The 18996-nt window shown below is 58.7% G+C and carries 14 protein-coding genes; 7 read left to right on the top strand and 7 right to left on the bottom strand.

Features of this window, described 5'->3' with window-relative positions:
• Positions 1–4 precede the first annotated feature (4 nt).
• The 4 genes from BFV97_RS14595 (at position 5) to BFV97_RS14580 (ending at position 7713) form a co-directional block, all read left to right on the top strand.
• On the top strand, positions 5–4603 hold the full coding sequence (locus BFV97_RS14595) for a MupA/Atu3671 family FMN-dependent luciferase-like monooxygenase (RefSeq protein WP_069301131.1): 4599 nt from the start codon (positions 5–7) through the stop codon (positions 4601–4603).
• 166 nt (positions 4604–4769) lie between these two features.
• Positions 4770–5699 carry a hypothetical protein gene (locus BFV97_RS14590; RefSeq protein ID WP_069301130.1) on the top strand — a complete coding sequence of 310 codons (930 nt, stop codon included), beginning with the start codon at positions 4770–4772 and terminating at the stop codon, positions 5697–5699.
• A gap of 116 nt (positions 5700–5815) precedes the next feature.
• The gene (locus BFV97_RS14585) at positions 5816–6649 is read left to right on the top strand and encodes a 2OG-Fe(II) oxygenase (protein WP_069301129.1); all 834 of its coding nucleotides are present in this window, start codon (positions 5816–5818) and stop codon (positions 6647–6649) included.
• Between the two features lie 32 nt (positions 6650–6681).
• Positions 6682–7713: a sulfotransferase family protein gene (locus BFV97_RS14580; RefSeq protein ID WP_069301128.1), complete on the top strand. Its 1032-nt coding sequence runs from the start codon at positions 6682–6684 to the stop codon at positions 7711–7713.
• Between the two features lie 61 nt (positions 7714–7774).
• Here the strand turns inward: BFV97_RS14580 and BFV97_RS14575 are convergent, their stop codons facing one another.
• The gene (locus BFV97_RS14575) at positions 7775–8572 is read right to left on the bottom strand and encodes a sulfotransferase (protein WP_069301127.1); all 798 of its coding nucleotides are present in this window, start codon (positions 8570–8572) and stop codon (positions 7775–7777) included.
• A 76-nt stretch (positions 8573–8648) separates the two neighbouring features.
• Positions 8649–9656, bottom strand: coding sequence for a sulfotransferase family protein (locus BFV97_RS14570; protein WP_069301126.1), 1008 nt, complete (start codon positions 9654–9656; stop codon positions 8649–8651).
• 302 nt (positions 9657–9958) lie between these two features.
• Between BFV97_RS14570 and BFV97_RS14565 the strand changes: the two genes are divergently transcribed.
• The 3 genes from BFV97_RS14565 (at position 9959) to BFV97_RS14555 (ending at position 14231) form a co-directional block, all read left to right on the top strand.
• The gene (locus tag BFV97_RS14565; protein ID WP_069301140.1) at positions 9959–11566 is read left to right on the top strand and encodes a GMC oxidoreductase; all 1608 of its coding nucleotides are present in this window, start codon (positions 9959–9961) and stop codon (positions 11564–11566) included.
• A 323-nt stretch (positions 11567–11889) separates the two neighbouring features.
• Positions 11890–12870 carry a glycosyltransferase family 2 protein gene (locus tag BFV97_RS14560; protein ID WP_069301125.1) on the top strand — a complete coding sequence of 327 codons (981 nt, stop codon included), beginning with the start codon at positions 11890–11892 and terminating at the stop codon, positions 12868–12870.
• Complete coding sequence (locus BFV97_RS14555; RefSeq protein ID WP_069301124.1) at positions 12867–14231, top strand: oligosaccharide flippase family protein; 1365 nt, start codon at positions 12867–12869, stop codon at positions 14229–14231. The genes BFV97_RS14560 and BFV97_RS14555 overlap by 4 nt, the downstream gene beginning before the upstream one ends.
• 23 nt (positions 14232–14254) lie before the next feature.
• On the opposite strand, the gene BFV97_RS14550 is transcribed toward BFV97_RS14555, so the two are convergent.
• The 5 genes from BFV97_RS14550 to rfbC are packed head-to-tail and all read right to left on the bottom strand — an operon-like array spanning position 14255 to position 18773.
• Entirely contained in the window at positions 14255–15493 is a 1239-nt protein-coding gene (locus BFV97_RS14550; protein ID WP_157888339.1) for a glycosyltransferase family 4 protein, read from the bottom strand.
• A complete protein-coding gene (gene rfbA / locus BFV97_RS14545) occupies positions 15450–16319 on the bottom strand; it encodes a glucose-1-phosphate thymidylyltransferase RfbA (RefSeq protein ID WP_069301122.1) in 870 nt (289 codons plus the stop codon). Before rfbA ends, BFV97_RS14550 begins: the two co-directional genes overlap by 44 nt.
• Entirely contained in the window at positions 16316–17176 is an 861-nt protein-coding gene (gene rfbD, locus BFV97_RS14540; RefSeq protein WP_069301121.1) for a dTDP-4-dehydrorhamnose reductase, read from the bottom strand. The genes rfbA and rfbD overlap by 4 nt, the downstream gene beginning before the upstream one ends.
• On the bottom strand, positions 17173–18210 hold the full coding sequence (rfbB, locus tag BFV97_RS14535; protein WP_069301120.1) for a dTDP-glucose 4,6-dehydratase: 1038 nt from the start codon (positions 18208–18210) through the stop codon (positions 17173–17175). The genes rfbD and rfbB overlap by 4 nt, the downstream gene beginning before the upstream one ends.
• Positions 18207–18773 carry a dTDP-4-dehydrorhamnose 3,5-epimerase gene (gene rfbC / locus BFV97_RS14530; protein WP_069301119.1) on the bottom strand — a complete coding sequence of 189 codons (567 nt, stop codon included), beginning with the start codon at positions 18771–18773 and terminating at the stop codon, positions 18207–18209. The genes rfbB and rfbC overlap by 4 nt, the downstream gene beginning before the upstream one ends.
• Between the last annotated feature and the right edge of the window lie 223 nt (positions 18774–18996).

Raw genomic sequence — 18996 nt, 5'->3', positions numbered from 1 at the left:
CCCCATGTCCTATCGCGCCGTTGTTATTGGTAATGAAACGCTGACCATTCAATGTGGTGAGATGCTGCGCGAAGCAGGCCATACGGTCGTCGCCGTTGTGACCCGCCACCCTGATGTGGCGGACTGGGCAAAGGACGCAGGGCTGGTGCTGCATAGCCCTGACACCGATCTTGGTGCGGCCCTTGGCGGAATGGAATTCGACTGGCTGATGTCGATTGCCAATCTTGATATGATCCCTGAGGCTGTATTGGCGCTGCCCCTTCGCGGGGCGCTGAATTTTCATGACGGCCCCCTGCCGCGCTATGCAGGTTTGAACGCTCCGGTCTGGGCATTGCTGAACGGTGAGGCTGAATACGGCGTAAGCTGGCACATGATTTCGGGCGGCGTCGACGAAGGGGATTTACTGGCACAAAGCTTCTTTGACATCAGCCCGGACGAAACCGCACTGACCCTGAACACCAAATGCTATGCTGCGGCCATCGACAGCTTTGCCACAGTCATCGAGAAACTGGCAACAGAGGCCCCTGTCACCACGGCCCAAGACCTGTCACAGCGCAGCTATTTTTCCAAGAACGACCGGCCAGAGAACGCCGCACGGCTTGATTTCAGCCGGAGTGCGCGACAGATCACCACTTTGGTCCGGGCGTTGGATCATGGCGCTTACTGGAACCCGCTGTCCTGTCCCAAACTCGCCTCTGCCGCCGGTGTCTTTCTGGTGGGCAAGGCCGAAGCCGGCAAAAGCTCTGCCGATGCCAGCGCAGGAACCGTGATCGCCTTGGACAGTGACAGCCTGACCGTCGCTACCGCCACGGCGCCCGTAACTTTAAGCAAATTGTGTGATGCTTACGGCACGCCGGTTGCGCCCTCGCGGATCGCGGCCGTGGGGGATGTGCTGCCCACCCTTGATACAACCGAGGCCGAGGCCCTGACTGCAGCCCTGAAAGCCACGCTGAAAACCGAAGAAGACTGGCGCCACACCCTAGAAGCCATGTCCCCTGTCGCCCTGCCGCTGATCGACATGGGCGCCCCGTCCGGCGAGATCGTCGCCATTCCGCTTGCCGGTGATCACGACCATCTGGCGCGCGCATTGATGCATTTGGGCAGTGCGCTGGCTGAAGACCCTGTCGATTTGGCTCTGGGTCTGCCCCATGACCATTCCGGCTACTTGTCCGATTGGGTGCCGCTGCGCGCAGGCTCTGACCCCGCCGCAGCCAGAGCCCGCGGCCCCTTTGCCGCCGACTTGCTTGCCCGGATGCCCGGTGATGTCGCAATCCCTGCCTTGGGACTCTCGGATGATGCCTATATCTCCGGCACGGCCCTGACTGTTGCAGGTACGACCTTGCACGCCGATACCGGCAAAATCACGGCCGAGGCTGCCACCCTTATGGCGGCCCGATTAACCCATATGGCCGCCCAGATCGCCAAAGGCGAAACCCCCACCATCCTGCCCGACGCCGAACGCCAGCAAGTGCTGTTCGACTGGAACGCCACCGCAACAGACTTTCCCGAATCCCAATGTATCCATCAGGCGTTTGAAGCGCAGGTCGAACGCACCCCTGAGGCAGAGGCACTGGCTTTTGAGGGCGAAAGCCTCAGCTATGCGCAGTTGAACGGGAAAGCCAATCAACTTGCCCGCATCCTGCAAGCCAAAGGCGTTGGCCCCGATGTGATTGTAGGCCTGCACCTGCCCCGCTCCTCGGCTCTGCTGGTCGCAGCCCTTGCGATCCTGAAGGCAGGCGGTGCCTATCTGCCACTCGATCCGGTCTATCCAGCCAGCCGTACAGAGTTCTTCATTGAGGACAGCGGCACCAAAGTCATCATCACCGACAGCGCTTTGGCCGCCAACCTGCCCCGAACATCCGCCGAGATCATACGGGTCGATACAGTGTCGCCAGAAAGCGAAGCCGGCAATCCTGTTTCAGACGTTGCAGGCCACCACATGGCTTATTTGATCTACACCTCCGGATCGACCGGCACCCCCAAAGGCGTGATGGTCGAACACCGCAATGTGGCAAACTTCTTTACCGGAATGGACGACCGTATTTCCCATTCCCCCCCCGGCGTCTGGATGGCTGTGACCAGCTTGTCCTTTGACATTTCGGTGCTGGAATTATTCTGGACCCTTGCGCGCGGTTTCAAACTGGTCATCTCGGGCGATGAAAGCCGCGCCTTGGTCTCAGGCGACGGCCCCGCAGCCGGTGTCGGCATGGACTTCAGCCTGTTTTACTGGGGCAATGACGATGGCGTCGGCCGCGACAAATACCGCTCGCTTCTGGAGGGCGCACAGTTTGCCGACAAAAACGGCTTTTGCGCAGTCTGGACCCCTGAGCGGCATTTCCACGCCTTTGGCGGCCCCTATCCGAACCCTTCGGTCACAGGGGCAGCGGTCGCAGCCGTCACCCGTAACCTTGCTGTGCGGGCCGGTTCCTGCGTCGCCCCATTGCACCATACCGCGCGTATCGCTGAAGAATGGGCCGTCATCGACAATCTGACAAACGGGCGGAGTGGAATTGCTATAGCCTCCGGCTGGCAGCCTGACGACTTTGTGCTGCGTCCCGAAAACACGCCCCCGAACAACAAACCGGCGATGTTTGAGGCCATCCGTGACCTGCGCAAGCTCTGGGCCGGAGAGACAGTAGAATTTCCCCGCCAGAACGGCGAGATGCATGGTGTTGTCACCCAACCCCGTCCCGTCTCCAAGACACTGAATGTCTGGGTCACGACCGCTGGCAATCCTGCCACTTGGAAAGAGGCCGGAGAAAACGGTTGCAACGTGCTGACCCATCTTCTGGGACAAAGCGTCGATGAGGTTGCGGAGAAAATTGCCATCTACCACGCCGCCCTGCGCGAAGCGGGCCATAATCCCGATGATTTTTCCGTCACTCTGATGCTGCACAGCTTTCTTGCGGACACCCGCGAGCAGGCCCGCGAGATTGCCCGCGAGCCTATGAAGGATTACCTGCGGGCCGCCGCCGGCCTGATCAAACAATACGCATGGGCTTTTCCGGCCTTCAAGAAACCCAAAGGGGTTGAGAACCCGATGCAGATTGATCTGGCGTCGCTGAATGCCGAGGAAATGGAAGGTATCCTCGATTTCGCCTTTGAACGGTATTTCAACGACTCCGGGCTGTTTGGCACGGTTGAGGACGCGATTGAACGGGTCGCTGAGGTCAAAGCCATCGGCGTCACCGAGATCGCCTGCCTGATTGATTACGGCATCGACGTGGATCACGTGCTGGAAGGCTTGAAGCCGCTTGCACAGGTGGTCGCTGCCAGCAATCAAACGGTGGCGGACGACGATTATTCCATTGCGGCGCAGATTTTGCGCCATAACGTCACCCATCTCCAATGCACCCCGTCCATGGCACAAATGCTGGCCATGAACGAAGAGGCAAGGACCGCTTTACGCCAGCTCGACCATTTGATGGTGGGCGGTGAGGCTTTGCCCGGGGCGCTGGCCGATGAATTGCGCACCCTTACAGGGGGGCACGTGGAAAACATGTACGGCCCGACCGAAACCACAATCTGGTCCACCACACAGACAGCCGCGCCGGGCCAGGGCGCAGTGCCCATCGGCACCCCGATCGCCAATACACAAGTCTATGTGTTGGGCGAGGATATGGAACCCCGGCCCATTGGTATGCCGGGCGAGTTGTATATCGCAGGGGCCGGTGTGACGCGGGGCTACTTCCAGCGGGACGCGCTCACCTCGGAGCGTTTTGTGACAGATCCCTTCAAGGCCCTTGACCCTAACTCTGCGGGGCGGGGGCGCATGTATCGTACCGGCGATCTGGTGCGCTGGGAACCGGACGGGCGGTTGCACTTTCTGGGACGTGCGGATTTTCAGGTCAAACTGCGCGGCTACCGTGTGGAACTGGGCGAAATCGAAAGCGTCATGGACCGGTTTGACGGTGTCCAGCAATCCGTTGTTATGGCACGGGAAGATACGCCGGGGGGGGTGCAGCTGGTCGGCTATATGCTGACGGAAGCGAACATAGATGAAGCCGCTTTGCGCGCCGAAATGCTCAGATCCCTGCCCGAATACATGGTGCCGCGTCATTTCGTGACGCTGGAGGCCTTTCCGTTGACCCCGAACAAGAAAGTCGATCGTAAGGCCCTGCCCGCGCCTGTATCGGGTAAAGCCGCCCCAATCGTTGTGAAACCAACACCAACCACAGCTACAGCGACAAAAGCGGCGCCGAAGGCAGCGGCGGTCGATCTGGGTTCTGAGGCTGAAATCAGCCAGAAGATCGCTGAAATATGGTCCGAAATCCTCGGGGTCGGGCAGATTGGCCCCAAAGACAGCTTCTTTGACTTGGGCGGTCACTCGCTGCTGGCGGTACAGGCGCATCGGGAAATCCGCGCGAGGCTTGGCGTGCAAAAGCTCTCGATCACCGATATTTTTCGCGCCCCGACCCTTGGCGCCCTGTCAGAGATCGTCGCCAAGAAAGCCGGAAACACTGCGCCCAAAGCCCCCCCGGTCGCGGCGGTTCCCCAGCCCGCGCAAACCGCCCCCGTAACTCCCGTGCCCCCAGCAGGGGGCACGCTCACCGATGCCATGGCACGGCGGCGTGAGATGCGCAAACAGCGGCAAAGCCGATGAGCCTTCCATGCGGGGCAACCCTGTGTGACCTGCCGGGGATTTCTGTCGGCCAGGGGCAAACCGGCTTGCCCCCGAAGGTGCCTTGCTTTGATCTGTTGCCCTTATCCGCGGGCAGCATCAAACTGAAACCCGTGGCATTCCTCCTCAAACCTCTTTCCGGTCCATCATGCGCTACCGTCTGAAAAAGATCCTGATCGCTCCGGCGCTATTCATCCTTGCAGCGCTTGGCCTTTACAGCCGCCAGCCTGCGCCGCTGGACCCGCAGACCTTTGCAGCCCTTTACGACACTCCGGCCCCTGCGCCGCAGGGTTCGCGTCAGGTATACCATCTGGGCCATAGCCTTGTAGGGCGGGATATGCCGGCGATGCTCGCGCAACTGGCGGGTGCGGGGCACGGCTACGCCAGCCAGCTTGGTTGGGGCGCGACGTTGCGATCCCACTGGGAGCCGGATGTGCCGGTTAAAGGATTTGAAGCCGAAAACGCCCATGCCGCCTATCGTGACCCCGATGAAGCACTGGCCTCCGGCACCTATGACGCGCTGGTGCTGACCGAAATGGTCGAAATCGCAGACGCAATCCGCTACCATGACACCCCCACGTATCTGCACCGCTGGGCCGCCAAAGGCCAAGAGGCCGGTATGGTGGTCTATCTTTATGAAACCTGGCATCAGTTGAATGACCCTGCCGGCTGGCGGGTGCGGCTGGACCGCGACCGGACTCTCTATTGGGAGGATGCTGTGCTGCGCCCTGCCCTCGCCCGGAGTGATCCGCTGCGCCCGATCTATGTGATCCCCGGTGGTTCGGTCATGGCCGCCCTCTCCCGTGCACTGGAAACCGGAGGCGCCGTCGGCCCGCTGGCCCAGCATGGTGATCTGTTCAAGGACGATATCCATTTCAACGACTACGGCGCCTACCTGATGGCGCTCACCCATTATGCAGTTCTTTACCAGCGCGACCCGACAGGACTCCCCCATACCCTGCAACGGGCCGATGGAACTCCGGCGGACGATCCCGGTCCTGCGGCCGCGCGACTGATGCAAAAGATCGTCTGGCAGGTGGTCTCGCAGGATCCGATGACAGGTGTTCCGGAGGGCTGACACTATGGGCGGGTGCTCATTTCGAAACGCTCTGTCTCTTAAACGAATCTTGACTTTTTGACCCGCGCGGTCCCTCCTAATGTTACTCAATCTTCATTTTTTATTGGTATATACCCGTGTCTGCATTTTTTCCACTCGACCCAGAAACCCTGACGATCACCCATCAAAAGGCAAAAGAAATCGGTGACAGCATTGCCACTGAATACCAATCCAAGACGCCCTATCATTACACCTGCGTGGACAATTTCCTGCCGCCAGAAATACTGGAACGGGTGCGCGAGGAAGCTTTGGCTATGGGCGACAAGCCAGCGGAAAACGCCAGCGAGAACGAAAAACTCAAGACCTCTTACAATCCTGATCGTCTGCCAACCTATACCAAGTCCGTGTTCCACGCGCTCTCGTCGCGCCCTTTCATCCAGTTTCTGGAGAGAATGTCGGGCATAAAGGGGCTGATCCCCGATCCCTATTATCTGGGCGGTGGCATTCACCGTACCAACACCGGCGGATTTCTCGATATCCATGCGGATTTCAACCACCATTCGATCATGAATCTGGAACGCCGCCTGAACCTGCTGATCTATCTCAATCCCGACTGGAAAGAAGAATACGGCGGCTCCTTTGAGGTCTGGACCAATGACATGTCCAAAAAAGTGGCGTCCTTTGCCCCGGTGATGAACCGGATGTGCTGTTTTTCAACCGGCGACAACACGATGCACGGCAACCCCGAAGTGGTAAACCATCCCAAAGACGACCCGCGCCTGTCCATCGCACTCTATTACTACACCTCAACCTGGGACGACGCCCGTGTCTCTCAATCCACCGTGTTCAAGCAGCGCCCCGGCACCAATGATGCCAAAAGCTCCGAGGCGACCCAAAGAATGCTCCGCGAACTGGTGCCCCCTCTGATTTACCGCAAATCCCGCAACCTGCTCCGCAAACTGCGTAAATAGAGTCCTCTGCGGACCTCTGACAGGACATTCGGATGGCTGATGATACAGGATTTAGCGCCGCAAAAATTGACAGTTGCGATCCGCTTTTTGCCCCGATCCGCCTGCCTGTCGAGATTTGTACCCGCGATCCGTTGATCGTGGTTGGCATGCCCCGCAGCGGTTCCTCTTTTCTCAGCCATATCCTGTCACAAATCCCCGACTGGTATGTGTTTGACGATCTCTATACCCAACGCAAGGCGCGAGAGATCGGGGTAAACACCCCGATGAATGCCCGGGATGTCAAAAAGCTGACCTATTATCTGGGCTGGCAAATCCGGGCGCGGTTGCGCTTTGGTCTTTATGCGGTTCCCAATGTGACCGAAGAAGAAGTCCCGGCACTGGACGGGGCCCTCGCACAGGCTTTCACAGACCGGCCCGGATCGTGGGCCGAGATGCAGGAAGAGTTCATGCGCCGTCTGGCAAAACGTGCCGGCTGCACCCGTTGGGGCTATAAGATGCCCGGCGCGTTCCGCCGGATTCCCGAGTTGCTGCAGCATTACCCGCAGGCGCGCTTCATGTTTATCCTGCGCAATCCCTACAAGGTTCTGGCCTCTTACAAACATATGCCGATGTCCTCGCAGGATGGCGATCCGCGACGCTATCATCCCATCGCCTATGCAATCTACTGGCGCATGGCTGTGCGATCCTATCAACGACACTGCAAAACACTGGGCGACGGGCTGACGCTGGTACAGTTTGAGGACCTCGTAGGCCAGCCACAACAGACCGCCAACCGGATCGCTGGTTTTCTCGGGGCCACACCACCCAAAGACGTAGATGTGCCGGAAAAGCCCAATACGTCCCATGGGACAGGCCCGCGCAAACCAGATGAGCTTACCGGGTTAGAACACTGGATTCTCAACAGGATTGCACATCGTGAAATGGCAGCACTGAAGTATGATCTGCAACAGACACCGGTGCGGCCTGCGGATTTTGCCGACCTCACCCGAACCACGCTACGCTTTGGCAGGTTCCATCTGGGAAGAGCCTTGGGGCGGATCAAAGCGCGTATCGGTTCTTCTTAAAGCGCTTCTCGTCACATAAGGGTCTTACAGATGCTCATGGACCAGCCGCGCAGGTCTGGCTTTATCCCGCGGCAAGAAATCCGTCATAAAACCGGCTGCCCGCAAGCGCGTTCAGGCAGTCGTCGTAATTCAGGACCGTATCGCGCAGCCGTGTGGTGTTGATCTTTCGTGCACGTATGTTTGCCGGTGCGTCCGGCAAGCCAAGAAAGGCATAAAGGGACTTGATGGTGGCCTTTTGTGCCTGTGCGTCAAAAAAGAACTCCTCGTAACAGACCCGTGTGACCTGGTCTTCCGGCAGTTCTGACAGCAGGGTCTCCAGCAGCGCAGATTCTTCTGCGACGCGCGTGATGTCCGCGAGAAGGGTCCTTGTGTCCAGCGTAATCCGGGCAGGGCCGGAGGTATCATTCAAATCGCGTTTGACGGTGCCGGTCTGATCCAGCAATTGCCAGGACACAAAGCGGGCGATGGTGTCGGCGCGATAAAGCCCGATTACCTTGAGATCGGGACGGTCCAGAAAATAGCGCCGCAGGTCGGGCGCCTGAAAAAACGTCGCAAAATCCTTGGCCCCGATGGTGTGCAGGTTAGCGCGGCGTTGCACCTCGCCGCCCTTGCCCGCGCGGCGTTTGCGTAGATTGCGCAAGGTGTTAACCACCCGCAAGGGCACGCCATCCGCCAGCAAAGCGTCCAGATACCCCGCATCATCGCCGCCCCACAGACCCAACCGGTCACGTATTTTGCGGATCTGCATCCAGTCGCCCAGCAGTTCGCCATAATTCAGCGCCTGCGGATGCTGATTGATCACATCAACCAGCGCGTTGCTACCGGATCGCCCCAAAGTCAGGATGAAATGCCGCTCCATTAAACTTCCAATAGCCCGCGTCGTTGGATTCGACAGTTCGTTTTATCATCCAGAAATACCATCCACCCCACCCGTGTCACAGCCCCTTGTCCGAGGGCTGTAAATCTGCCTTCCTGTCATCAAGAAAATGATAGGTTTCAATTTCAAACATATCCAGAATCCGCTGCCCGACGGCCAGCATCTCGGGTGTGACCTTACTGCGCCAGTTGTGCAGGATGTCATTGGTTTTTCCCGCCTTGATAGCCTCGTTCACGCTGTTCAAGCTCATCCGCGAGGAATGGGAGGGTCTGGACAGAGTAGCCAGCATCCGGTCCCGTTCGGGCAGGCCGAATTGCGCAATCAGCACCTCATCCACAAAGCGGGCGGGATCAGTGACGATGTCTTCGTACCGCACAATCCGGTCGGTGTAGCCGGTAAAGAATAGTCGCGTCAGAACTGCATAATCCAGGATAGCGATGGCCCAGGTGTCGTCACCCTTCAGCACATCCGTGATCATCTCTCTTTGACCTTCGCTGAAATGATGTCCGATGCGATCCAGCTGGCGACCATAAGCTTCAACCGCAAAGCCCCAGTTCTGGCGCAGCACCGAAATCGCCTGTGCACCGGGGTGACGCACCAGTGGCAGCACATGGGCATTGGTGTTCTGCGCAAACCAGTCGATCATCCAAGGCGCGTTCAAGACCTTCAGGCAGACCCGATCCGCCTTCAGAAACGGTTTGGGCCGCGCACAAGACCCAAGCTGGGGGTATTGTGCGCCTAGCAAACCCTTGGCAAAGCGGGCGAATTGATCCAGCTCTTCGGGGTCCAGTTCAAAGAACTGCGAATGTTCGCGCGGCGGCAGCAGGCGTTGTTTCAGGTCATATCCCGGATGCGCGTCAAAAACGGCAAAGGGTTCATTGGCCCCCCAGACACCACGGTTGATCGAAATGGTATCCGCCACCATCGTCGATCCTCCCCGGCGCAATGCCATAACGACGATGGGTCTGTGGGCCGCGTCAAAACGGATCAGATGCGCTTTGGCTTTGCGGGCCAATAGCCGGGCTTTGGAGCTGGCGCTCATGCTTTGGGTACCGAATGTGGCCATGCCCACATCACGGCAAACGTTTGCTCTGTCATAGCTCCTCCAGACAGAAACATAATCCGTTACCAAGACAGTCCGTCAACCGTAAACTTGTTCCGGAACAATTCTGCCAAAGGGTCCAAAGCGCAAGACCAGGGGTCTGCATGCTTGACCGCTGGTCCCTGTTTTGTGACAACTCGACAGGTTCGGCCATCGCGTACGGCATGGCGGGATACTGCGATACCAACTGCGTCACCACCAACACCAACGCGCGGCGGGTCCGGGACATCAGTGCCCCGGAGTTTTTCCGTCTCAGGAGCAAAGAGATGACACCGCAAGATGCCCGAACACGCCACTGGGATGTCATCGTAATTGGCGCAGGGATGGGCGGTGGTATGGCCGCGCGGCGGCTGGCCGAGCAGGGGCTGTCGGTGCTGGTCGTGGAAAAGGGCCCCAGAGGGTACACCCAAGAACAACAAGAACTCGACGAGACGATGTCCGACCCCCACGCGCGCCGCATCCGCGGGTATTGGCCCAAGCCGGTACAGGCCACAGTGAACCAGCGCCAGATGCGGTTCTTCGCCCCGATCGGCTGCGGTGTCGGTGGCACCTCGGCCTTTTATGCCGGTACGCTGGAACGCCCCGAACGGCACGATCTGGAGGAGACCGCCGAGATACCACATCCCACTGGCGGCTGGCCTGTCGGCTATGATGCTTTCACTCCCTATTTTGAACAGGCCGAGGCCCTTTTGCACATCTCGGGCACCCATGATCCGTTGTCCCGCGAAGCGCCGTCGGATCTGGGCCCGCCCCCCGAAATCAGCGCCGGCGAGACGGCGATGATCACTGAAATGCGCGCCGATGGCTTGCACCCCTACCGCCAGCATCTGGCCCTTCGCAACCTGCCCGGGTGTCTTGTCTGTCTGGGTCACAAATGCCCGCGCAAATGCAAGATGGACGGTCGGTCCGCCGGACTGGAACCCGCGCTTGAAACCGGCAATGCTGTCTTGCTGGAGAACTGCGACGTAACAGAAATCGACTATGACACCCGGAGCGTTACCGGAATTACAGTCGCACATGCCGGCGCATGTTATAGTTTACGCGCGCAGTATTACGTGCTCGCCGCCGGGGCGCTTGGGTCGCCCAGATTGCTGTTAATGTCGGACAGGGCCAACCCCAAAGGCTGTGCCAATTCCAGCGGTTGGGTCGGGCGGGGCCTGATGTTCCACCTGAACGAAGTTTTTGCCCTTTGGCCAAAACGGCACCAGCGCTTTGAGGGAGCCACCAAAGCTGTGTCCTTGCGCGACATCTACACGGTGAACGGCGCGCGGATGGGAATGATCCAGTCGTTGGGGCTTGAGGTGTCCTTTAACAATATCGCGGCCTATCTTGCCAGACTCTATGACCGCTCGGTCCTGGGTCGCATCCCGAAGCTGCGCTATCTGACCAATATCCCCGCGCTGGTCGCCGCCAAGGTTCTGGGAAAGGCAAAAGTCTTCGTCGGAATTCTGGAGGATTTCCCCTACCCCGAAAATCGCGTTCTGGTAGACGCTGATGACAAAGAGGTCCCCAGCTTTGTTTACAATCTGCCTGCGGAACTGCTGCACCGCCGTCAGGTTTTCCGGCGCCAGATCAAAAAGACCTTCAAAGGGTATCGCACCATGCTGATGGGCCAGCGGCCCGAACTGAACTACGGCCATCCCTGTGGCACATTGCGCTTTGGCAGGGATCCGGAAACTTCGGTGCTGGATGCAAACTGCAAGACCCATGATCTGGACAATCTATACGTGGCGGATTCATCCTTTTTCCCCACATCAATGGGCGTAAATCCCAGTCTGACCATTGCGGCCAATGCGTTGCGGGTCGGTGATGTTATTGCAGGCCGGTTGAAGACCCGTCACACTGGCCCCTCGGGTCAAAAACTGCCCCGATAGAGCCGGTTAACAAGCGGTGTTTTAGCATCGGTTTGAAAATTAGCGCATGGAATTCCCGCTGCAGGCTTTGCGGACGCCATTCAATCTGCTTTACGATATGTTTTTTAGGACCGGCAGAGGCATCAGCTTGCCTGATGCGACTTTTAGAGACCGCTGATAGAACTGGACCACTTTGACGCTATGATATTGCTAACGCAAAAAATTGGAGACGATACAGTCCTTGGGACGCATTCTGCCTTGGGGATTTCCCGCGGCCGGATCACTATCGGGACAGGTCGCCGGACAAAGCGCAATATGTTCGCGCGGATTTTGAAAAGAGCGCGATGATTGAACCCGGCCCAACCGTCAGTGCTGTGATTATCGGGCGTAACGAGGGCGCGCGCCTGCTGGCCTGTCTCGCATCTCTGGGCAAGGGGCTGGAACGCATCATCTATGTCGACAGCGGGTCAACGGATGGCTCGGTCGCCGCCGCCCGCGCTGCCGGAGCCGAAATTGTGGTGCTGGATACAGACACGCCCTTTACCGCAGCGCGGGCACGCAATGCCGGAATTGACGCGCTGGAGCGGGGTACAGGGTCCGATCTGGTACAGTTCATTGACGGTGATTGCACGCTGGACCCAGACTGGATCAGAACAGCCACTGCCTTTTTAACGCAAAACCCCAAGGTCGCTGTGGTTTGCGGACGCCGGCGCGAACGCGCCCCCGATGTCTCGGTTTACAACCGCATGTGTGACGCGGAATGGGACACGCCGGTGGGTGAGGCCAAAGCCTGCGGCGGAGACGCCCTGATCCGGATGCAGGCACTGAGCGAGGTGGGCGGCTACAATCCAAACCTTATTGCCGGCGAAGAGCCCGAAATGTGTTTGCGGATGCGACGTATGGGGTGGATCATCTGGCGGTTGGACGCGGAAATGACCCTGCACGATGCCGCGATGACGACAGCCCGGCAGTTTTTCAGTCGCGCGCGGCGGGCCGGTTATGCAGCGGCGGAAGGTGCGGCGATGTATGGTGCCAGCGGGGAACGGCACGGCGTCGCGACCACAAGCCGTGCGCTGGTCTGGGGCTTGGTGCTTCCTGTCATAATTCTACTGAGCTGTCTTGTATTCGGGCCTTTGGCCCTTTGGATGACGATAATCTATCCTGCACAGATGGTCCGGCTGGCGCTGCGCGACGGCGGTAGCCGGTTTGGATGGGAACGGGGATTGCTGCTGACCCTGGGCAAGTTTGCCGAATGCCGCGGCGTATTGGATTATTACTGGCGCCGCTGGCGTGGCCATGATGCGGAATTGATTGAATATAAATGAGCAATCCCACTTCCCCCCCTGCACCCCGTCCCGGATCTTTGGGACAACGTATTCTCAAAGCCGGCAGCTGGAGCCTGATACTGGTGGTGGGCGGACGCGGTCTGCGGCTGGCCAGCAACCTGATCATGACCCGAATCCTCGTGCCCGAAGCCTTTGGCCTAATGGCGATGGTGGGTATTCTGATAGCAGGTTTTGGTCATTTCACCGACATCGGGATCAACCGCAGCATCGCCCGCGAGCCTGACGGGGATGAGGAGCACTTTTTGCATGTGGCCTGGGTGTTCAAAATCCTTCGGGGGGCGACCATTGGTCTGGGGGTACTGCTCACCGCGCTGGCGCTCTGGTTGCTGGCCCCCGCGATGGCCCCCTTGGGATCGGTCTATGCCGATCCCAGATTGCCTCTGCTTATTACGCTGTCAGCCCTTACGCCTATAATTATGGGGTTTGAATCCACCACCTACGATCTGGCTGCGCGTCACCTGAACATGAAATATATTGCCCTGATCGAAGTTGGCGGGCAGGTGCTGCAAATTGTTGCTATGGTGGCATTCGCTGCCCTGTCCCCAACAGTCTGGGCCCTGATGGCAGGCATGCTGACAGGCGCCGCGTTAAAATCGGGAAGCACCCACTTCCTGTTTTCCGGTCCCCGCATGACATGGGCCTGGAATACGGAAATCGCGGGAAGGATCTGGCACTACGGCAAATGGCTGATGGGGTCCTCTGTGTTCAGCTTTGTTGCGCAAAGCGCGGACCGGTTCGTTCTGGCAGCCCTTCTGAGCACCACAACCTTTGGCATCTATGCCATTGCACAAACATGGATCGGAGCCGGTGGGATGATCATCTCGCGCATCAGCGACAGCGTCGGGTTTCCGGCGGTCAGCGAGATGATACGCACCCGCCCTGATGATGTCCCCCGCCTCTATCGCAAGTTTCAAAGCGTCATCGACATCATGTGTATTCTGGCCTTTCTGATCGTGCTGTTTGGCGGGCAGACCCTGATTGATCTGCTTTACACCCCCGTCTACAGCGAGGCCGGGCGCTATCTGGCGATCCTGTCGGTCATCTTTCTGACGCTGCGGTTCAACACGCTCAACGGGCTGATTATGAACCTTGGCCACTCCAAGACGATGATGATAATCTCGGCCATTCGGGCCGTGTCGATCTGTATATTGCTGCCGCTCACCTATCATACGCTCGGCCTGTCAGCGGCCCTGCTGGTGATCGCAGTCAATCCGCTGATAACGGCGGTTTATACCCTGTCAGTGCTGCGCCCGTTTCTGGGAAACACACAAATCCGTTTCGATATGCTCTGGCTGGTTTTGACGCTTGTTGTGGCCGGTTGCGTCTATGTCTACGCGTAAACCCGTTCAGTAACGGAAAAATACTACAGTTTCGCGGGAAAGAGCGTCCGCAGCTTGGCCGCATTTCGCGCCTGATCATGGGCGCGGATCACGCGGGACCGGCCCGTTTCGCCCAAAGCTTCCAGAGTCTCCGTATCCGCTGACAGGGCCGCCGCGACCGCAGTGCGCAGGGCAGGCACGTCGCCAGGCTCCACCAGCCAGCCACAGCCGCTATCCACCAGTTCGGGAATGCCGGTAATCCGCGTTGTCACCACAGCGCGGGCCATGGCGAGACTTTCCATCAGCACAATCGGGAGACCTTCGGAAAAACTGGGCAGGGCAAAAATGCGAGCGCTTTTGATCGCCGCGCGGACCTCTTCGCCTGTGCCCCAACCCGACAATGTTACATGGTTCTCAAGCCCAAGCTCGGCAATCTGTTTTTCAATTCCGGCGCGGTCTTCCCCATCCCCGATAAAGACCAGATCCAGCGTCGGGTGATCCTTGACCAGCGGCGCCACAGCTTCGACGAGCAAGGCTTGCGCTTTGGCGGGACAAAGCCGCCCGACACAAACGATACATTTATTTGGGGGTGTCGGCGTTGTCTCGAATTCATCCAGATCAATGCCGCAGCGCACCACCTTGACCTTATCCGCAGCCCCGGACCCGGAGGCGTCAAGGATCACACCCCGCGCGTAATCGGTGATTGCGGCAACAAAAGCGGCATGTTCGACTTTCACCGGCAGAGCATTGCCGATCGGGTCATCGAACTCATCCGGACCATGGGCGGTGAAACTGTAGCTCGGTCCCCCCATCCGGCGGGCCAACAGGGTGACAGCCGCGGAATTGGTTGAAAAATGCGCATGGACGTGATGCACCCCCAAAGCCAGCGCCGCCTGTTTGAAAAATACGGCTTCCACCAGATAGGCTGCGTTTTTTATCCCTGTGCTGCCGGGACGGGTGGCCAGATGGATTGTCGTCTTCAGCGCCTTCGCAAAGCCTACGGGGTTCAATATCATCTCGCGCAATGTGCGGGTCACAAGTTTGCCAGCCCCCTGCTTGAGAATATAGGTGGTCTTGCCGATTTCGTCCCGATCACGCGGATCCACAGGCACCTCTGCCCAGTCGCGAATAGCGAAACGGGTGACGGGCACACCTGCGGCTTCATGGGCGTGGATTTCCCGCCGCACAAAGGTCGTGGACGTGATCGGATAGGTGTTCATCAGATAGGCCAGCCCCATATCAGAGCAGCCCGCGCAGGTAATCGCCATAACCCGTTTTGGCATAACGCTCGGCCAGCACGCGCAGAGCAGCACCATCAATCCAGCCGGCCTCATAGGCGATTTCCTCGGGACAGCCGGTCTGCATCCCCTGACGGCTTTGCAAGGTGCGCACGAAATTGCCCGCATCCAGCAGGCTGCCGTGAGTGCCTGTATCAAGCCAGGCATAGCCCCGTCCCATACGCTCCACAGTCAGTGCGTCTTCGTTCAGATAGCTTTCCAACAGGGTGACAATTTCCAGTTCGCCCCGCGCACTGGGCCGGATAGAACGTGCCCGCTCGGGCGCGGTGCCGTCCAGAAAATAAAGCCCCGTCACCGCATAGTTTGAAGGGGGAACCTCGGGTTTTTCGATGATCTTGGTCACTTTCCCATCCCCGTCCATCCCCACCACACCGTAGCGTTCGGGGTCAGCGACACGATAGCCAAAGACCGTGCCCCCCGCAGATTGGGTATCTGCCGAGGTCAGCAATTCCGGCAGGCCATGACCAAAAAAGATATTGTCCCCCAGCACCATGGCCGAGGGTTCTCCGGCCAGAAACTCCTCTGCAATCAGATAGGCCTGTGCCAGACCTTCAGGGTTGGGCTGCACCAGCCAGGTGATGGTAATGCCCCATTGCGACCCGTCCCCCAACAGGTTCTGGAACTGTCCCTGATCCTGCGGTGTGGTGATGATCCCGATGTCGCGGATGCCCGTCAGCATCAGAACCGACAGCGGGTAATAGATCATCGGCTTGTCGTAAATCGGCATCAACTGCTTGGACAGACCTTGTGTGATCGGCCAGAGCCGCGATCCGGTGCCGCCGGCGAGGATCAGACCTTTTCGGGTGCTCATGGGAGGGTCTCCTTGATAATAGCATCCAGTTCCGCCTGCCAATCGGGGCGGGAGATGCCAAAAGTTGCTTCAAGACTCCTGCAATCAAGCCGTGAATTGGCGGGGCGCATGGCGGGGGTCGGATAATCGGATGTGGGGATATCTGTGACCGTGACAGGGCGTCCGGCCGTGGTAAAAATCCGTCGGGCAAAATCGGCCCAGGTCACATCGGGGGCGCCTGAGAAATGATAAACACCCGGCGCACCCTGCCCGGCGTGCAGCGCCTTGGCGATGGTCAGACAGGCCGCAGCAATGGCTGCCGCCGGTGTCGGCCCGCCTGTCTGGTCGCCAACCACAGTCAAGGCATCACGGGTCACGCTCAGCCCCAGCATGGTGGTCACGAAATTCCTGCCGGTCCCGTCAAAGACCCAAGCCGTGCGCAAGATGACACTGCGCGCGCCCGTAGCCGCCACAAGCTCTTCCCCCGCCAGTTTGCTGCGCCCGTAAGCGCTCAGCGGGGCTGTGGGGTCCTGAGGCTTCCATGCTGGCCCCTGCGCCCCGTCAAAAACGTAATCCGTTGATATATGTACGAATGGCACGCCGCGGTCTTTACAGGCAGCGGCCATCGCTTCAGGAGCTTTGGCGTTGATCACATGGGCTTCGGCCTCATGCTCCTCGGCCGCGTCCACCGCAGTCCAGGCCGCTGCATTGATGACAGCATCCGTCTCCGTCCGGGCGATGGCCCCGGCACAAGCGGCAGGATCACGTAAATCCGCATCATCGCGCCCAAGCGCGGTGATCTGCACGCCAGCGGCGGGTCCGGCAGCGATCAGGGCGCGCGCGACCTGTCCGGTTTTGCCAAAGACGAGGATCTTCATAAGACTCCCAGACGTGTACCCACGCCGTCCCGTTCCAGCAGAGGCTGCCACCAGTCCGCGTGGCCGAGATACCACGCGACGGTTTTCTCAAGCCCTTGTTCCAGTGTCACCGAAGGATACCAGCCCAATTCCGTGTTGATCCGTGTAGAGTCAATTGCATAGCGCAGGTCGTGGCCGGGACGGTCGGCCACAAAGGTAATCAGATCCCCGTGAGGGGCTGCATCAGGACGGTGACGGTCCAGCAAACTGCAGATGGTTTTTACAAGATCAATGTTGCGGGCCTCGTTTCCCCCGCCAACGTTATAACTGCGCCCCCGCACGCCGCGCATCAGAACGGTCAGTAGCGCATCGGCGTGATCCTCAACATAAAGCCAGTCGCGCACATTTTCACCCGCACCATACACAGGAACGGGTTTCCCGTGCAGAGCGTTCAAAATGACCACCGGGACCAGTTTCTCGGGAAAATGGAACGGCCCGTAATTGTTGGAGCAATTCGTCAACAGGATGGGAAGGTTATAGGTTTCACCCCAGGCACGGACCAGATGGTCGGATGCGGCTTTGGAAGCGGAATAGGGGCTTCGGGGATCATAAGGCGTTGTTTCGGTGAATTGTCCCGTTACCCCGAGGGAGCCGTAGACCTCATCCGTGGACACGTGATGAAAGCGGAAACTGTCGGGACAGCCCTGCCGTTCCCAATATGTGCGTGCGGCCTCTAGCAGGATGTAGGTGCCGGTCACATTGGTGTCGATAAACGCACCGGGCCCGTCAATGGAGCGGTCCACATGGGATTCCGCTGCCAGATGCATGATCGCATCGGGTTGATACTGTGCAAGGATACGGTCCAAAGCATCGCGGTCCCGGATATCTGCCTGTTCGAAGGCATAATTCGCCATGCCCGCCACACTGGCAACATTGGCCAGACAGGCCGCATAGGTCAGCGCATCAAGGTTCACCACAGTGTGTCCCTGTGCCACTGCCAGCCGCACAACAGCAGAGCCGATGAACCCTGCCCCTCCGGTTACAAGAATTTTCAAGGGTGGGCCTCATGGGTGAACGGCGTATTCAAATCAGCGAAAGCTGCGGCAGCCGCGTCCTTGTCGGAAAGCACTGCGTCCTCGGGCCGGATCCCCCAGTCGATTCCCAGATCGGGATCGTCAAAACGCACCGCCCCTTCTGTGGCAGGGGCATAGGGGGCGGAACATTTATACGCCACGGTGCATTTTGGGGTGCGTGTGACGAACCCGTGCAGGAAACCGGCAGGGATCAACAACTGATTGCCTTTTTCAGCGGATAATTCGCAGCCGACCCAGCGGCCGAATGTCGGAGAGCCCGAACGGATATCCACGGCAACATCCCAGATCACGCCGCTCAGCACCCGCACCAGTTTTGCCTGTGCCGCCGGTGGCGCCTGAAAGTGCAACCCCCGCACGGTGCCTGTCTCTTCGCTGAAAGACTGGTTATCCTGCACAAAGGTGGTGGTGATGCCAAATTCGGCCAAGGTATTAATATTATACGTTTCGCAGAAATAACCCCTGCTGTCGGTGAAGCGGCGCGGTTCAATAATAACAACGCCGTCCAATTCAGTCTTTTCAATCATTAATTCAAACTTTCTGCACCCTGAATACCCTTAAAATACTGTGTCGCGCTTCTTGTTTCCAAGACACCATAACACGAATGGGGAGAGGTTAGGTCATGTTTTAAGCGCTCGCCGCCGAGGTTGTCTCCTTATGGAAATCCGTATTGGAAAAATGGGGATTCATCCCGTTTTCATACTATCTATTAAGGGTATCTCGATATCGCAATTCTTCATTTCTGTCAAA

The sequence above is a fragment of the Neptunicoccus sediminis genome, from assembly GCF_001719615.1.
Lineage (GTDB): Bacteria > Pseudomonadota > Alphaproteobacteria > Rhodobacterales > Rhodobacteraceae > Amylibacter > Amylibacter sediminis.
This window is presented reverse-complemented; position numbering and strand designations above follow the sequence as displayed.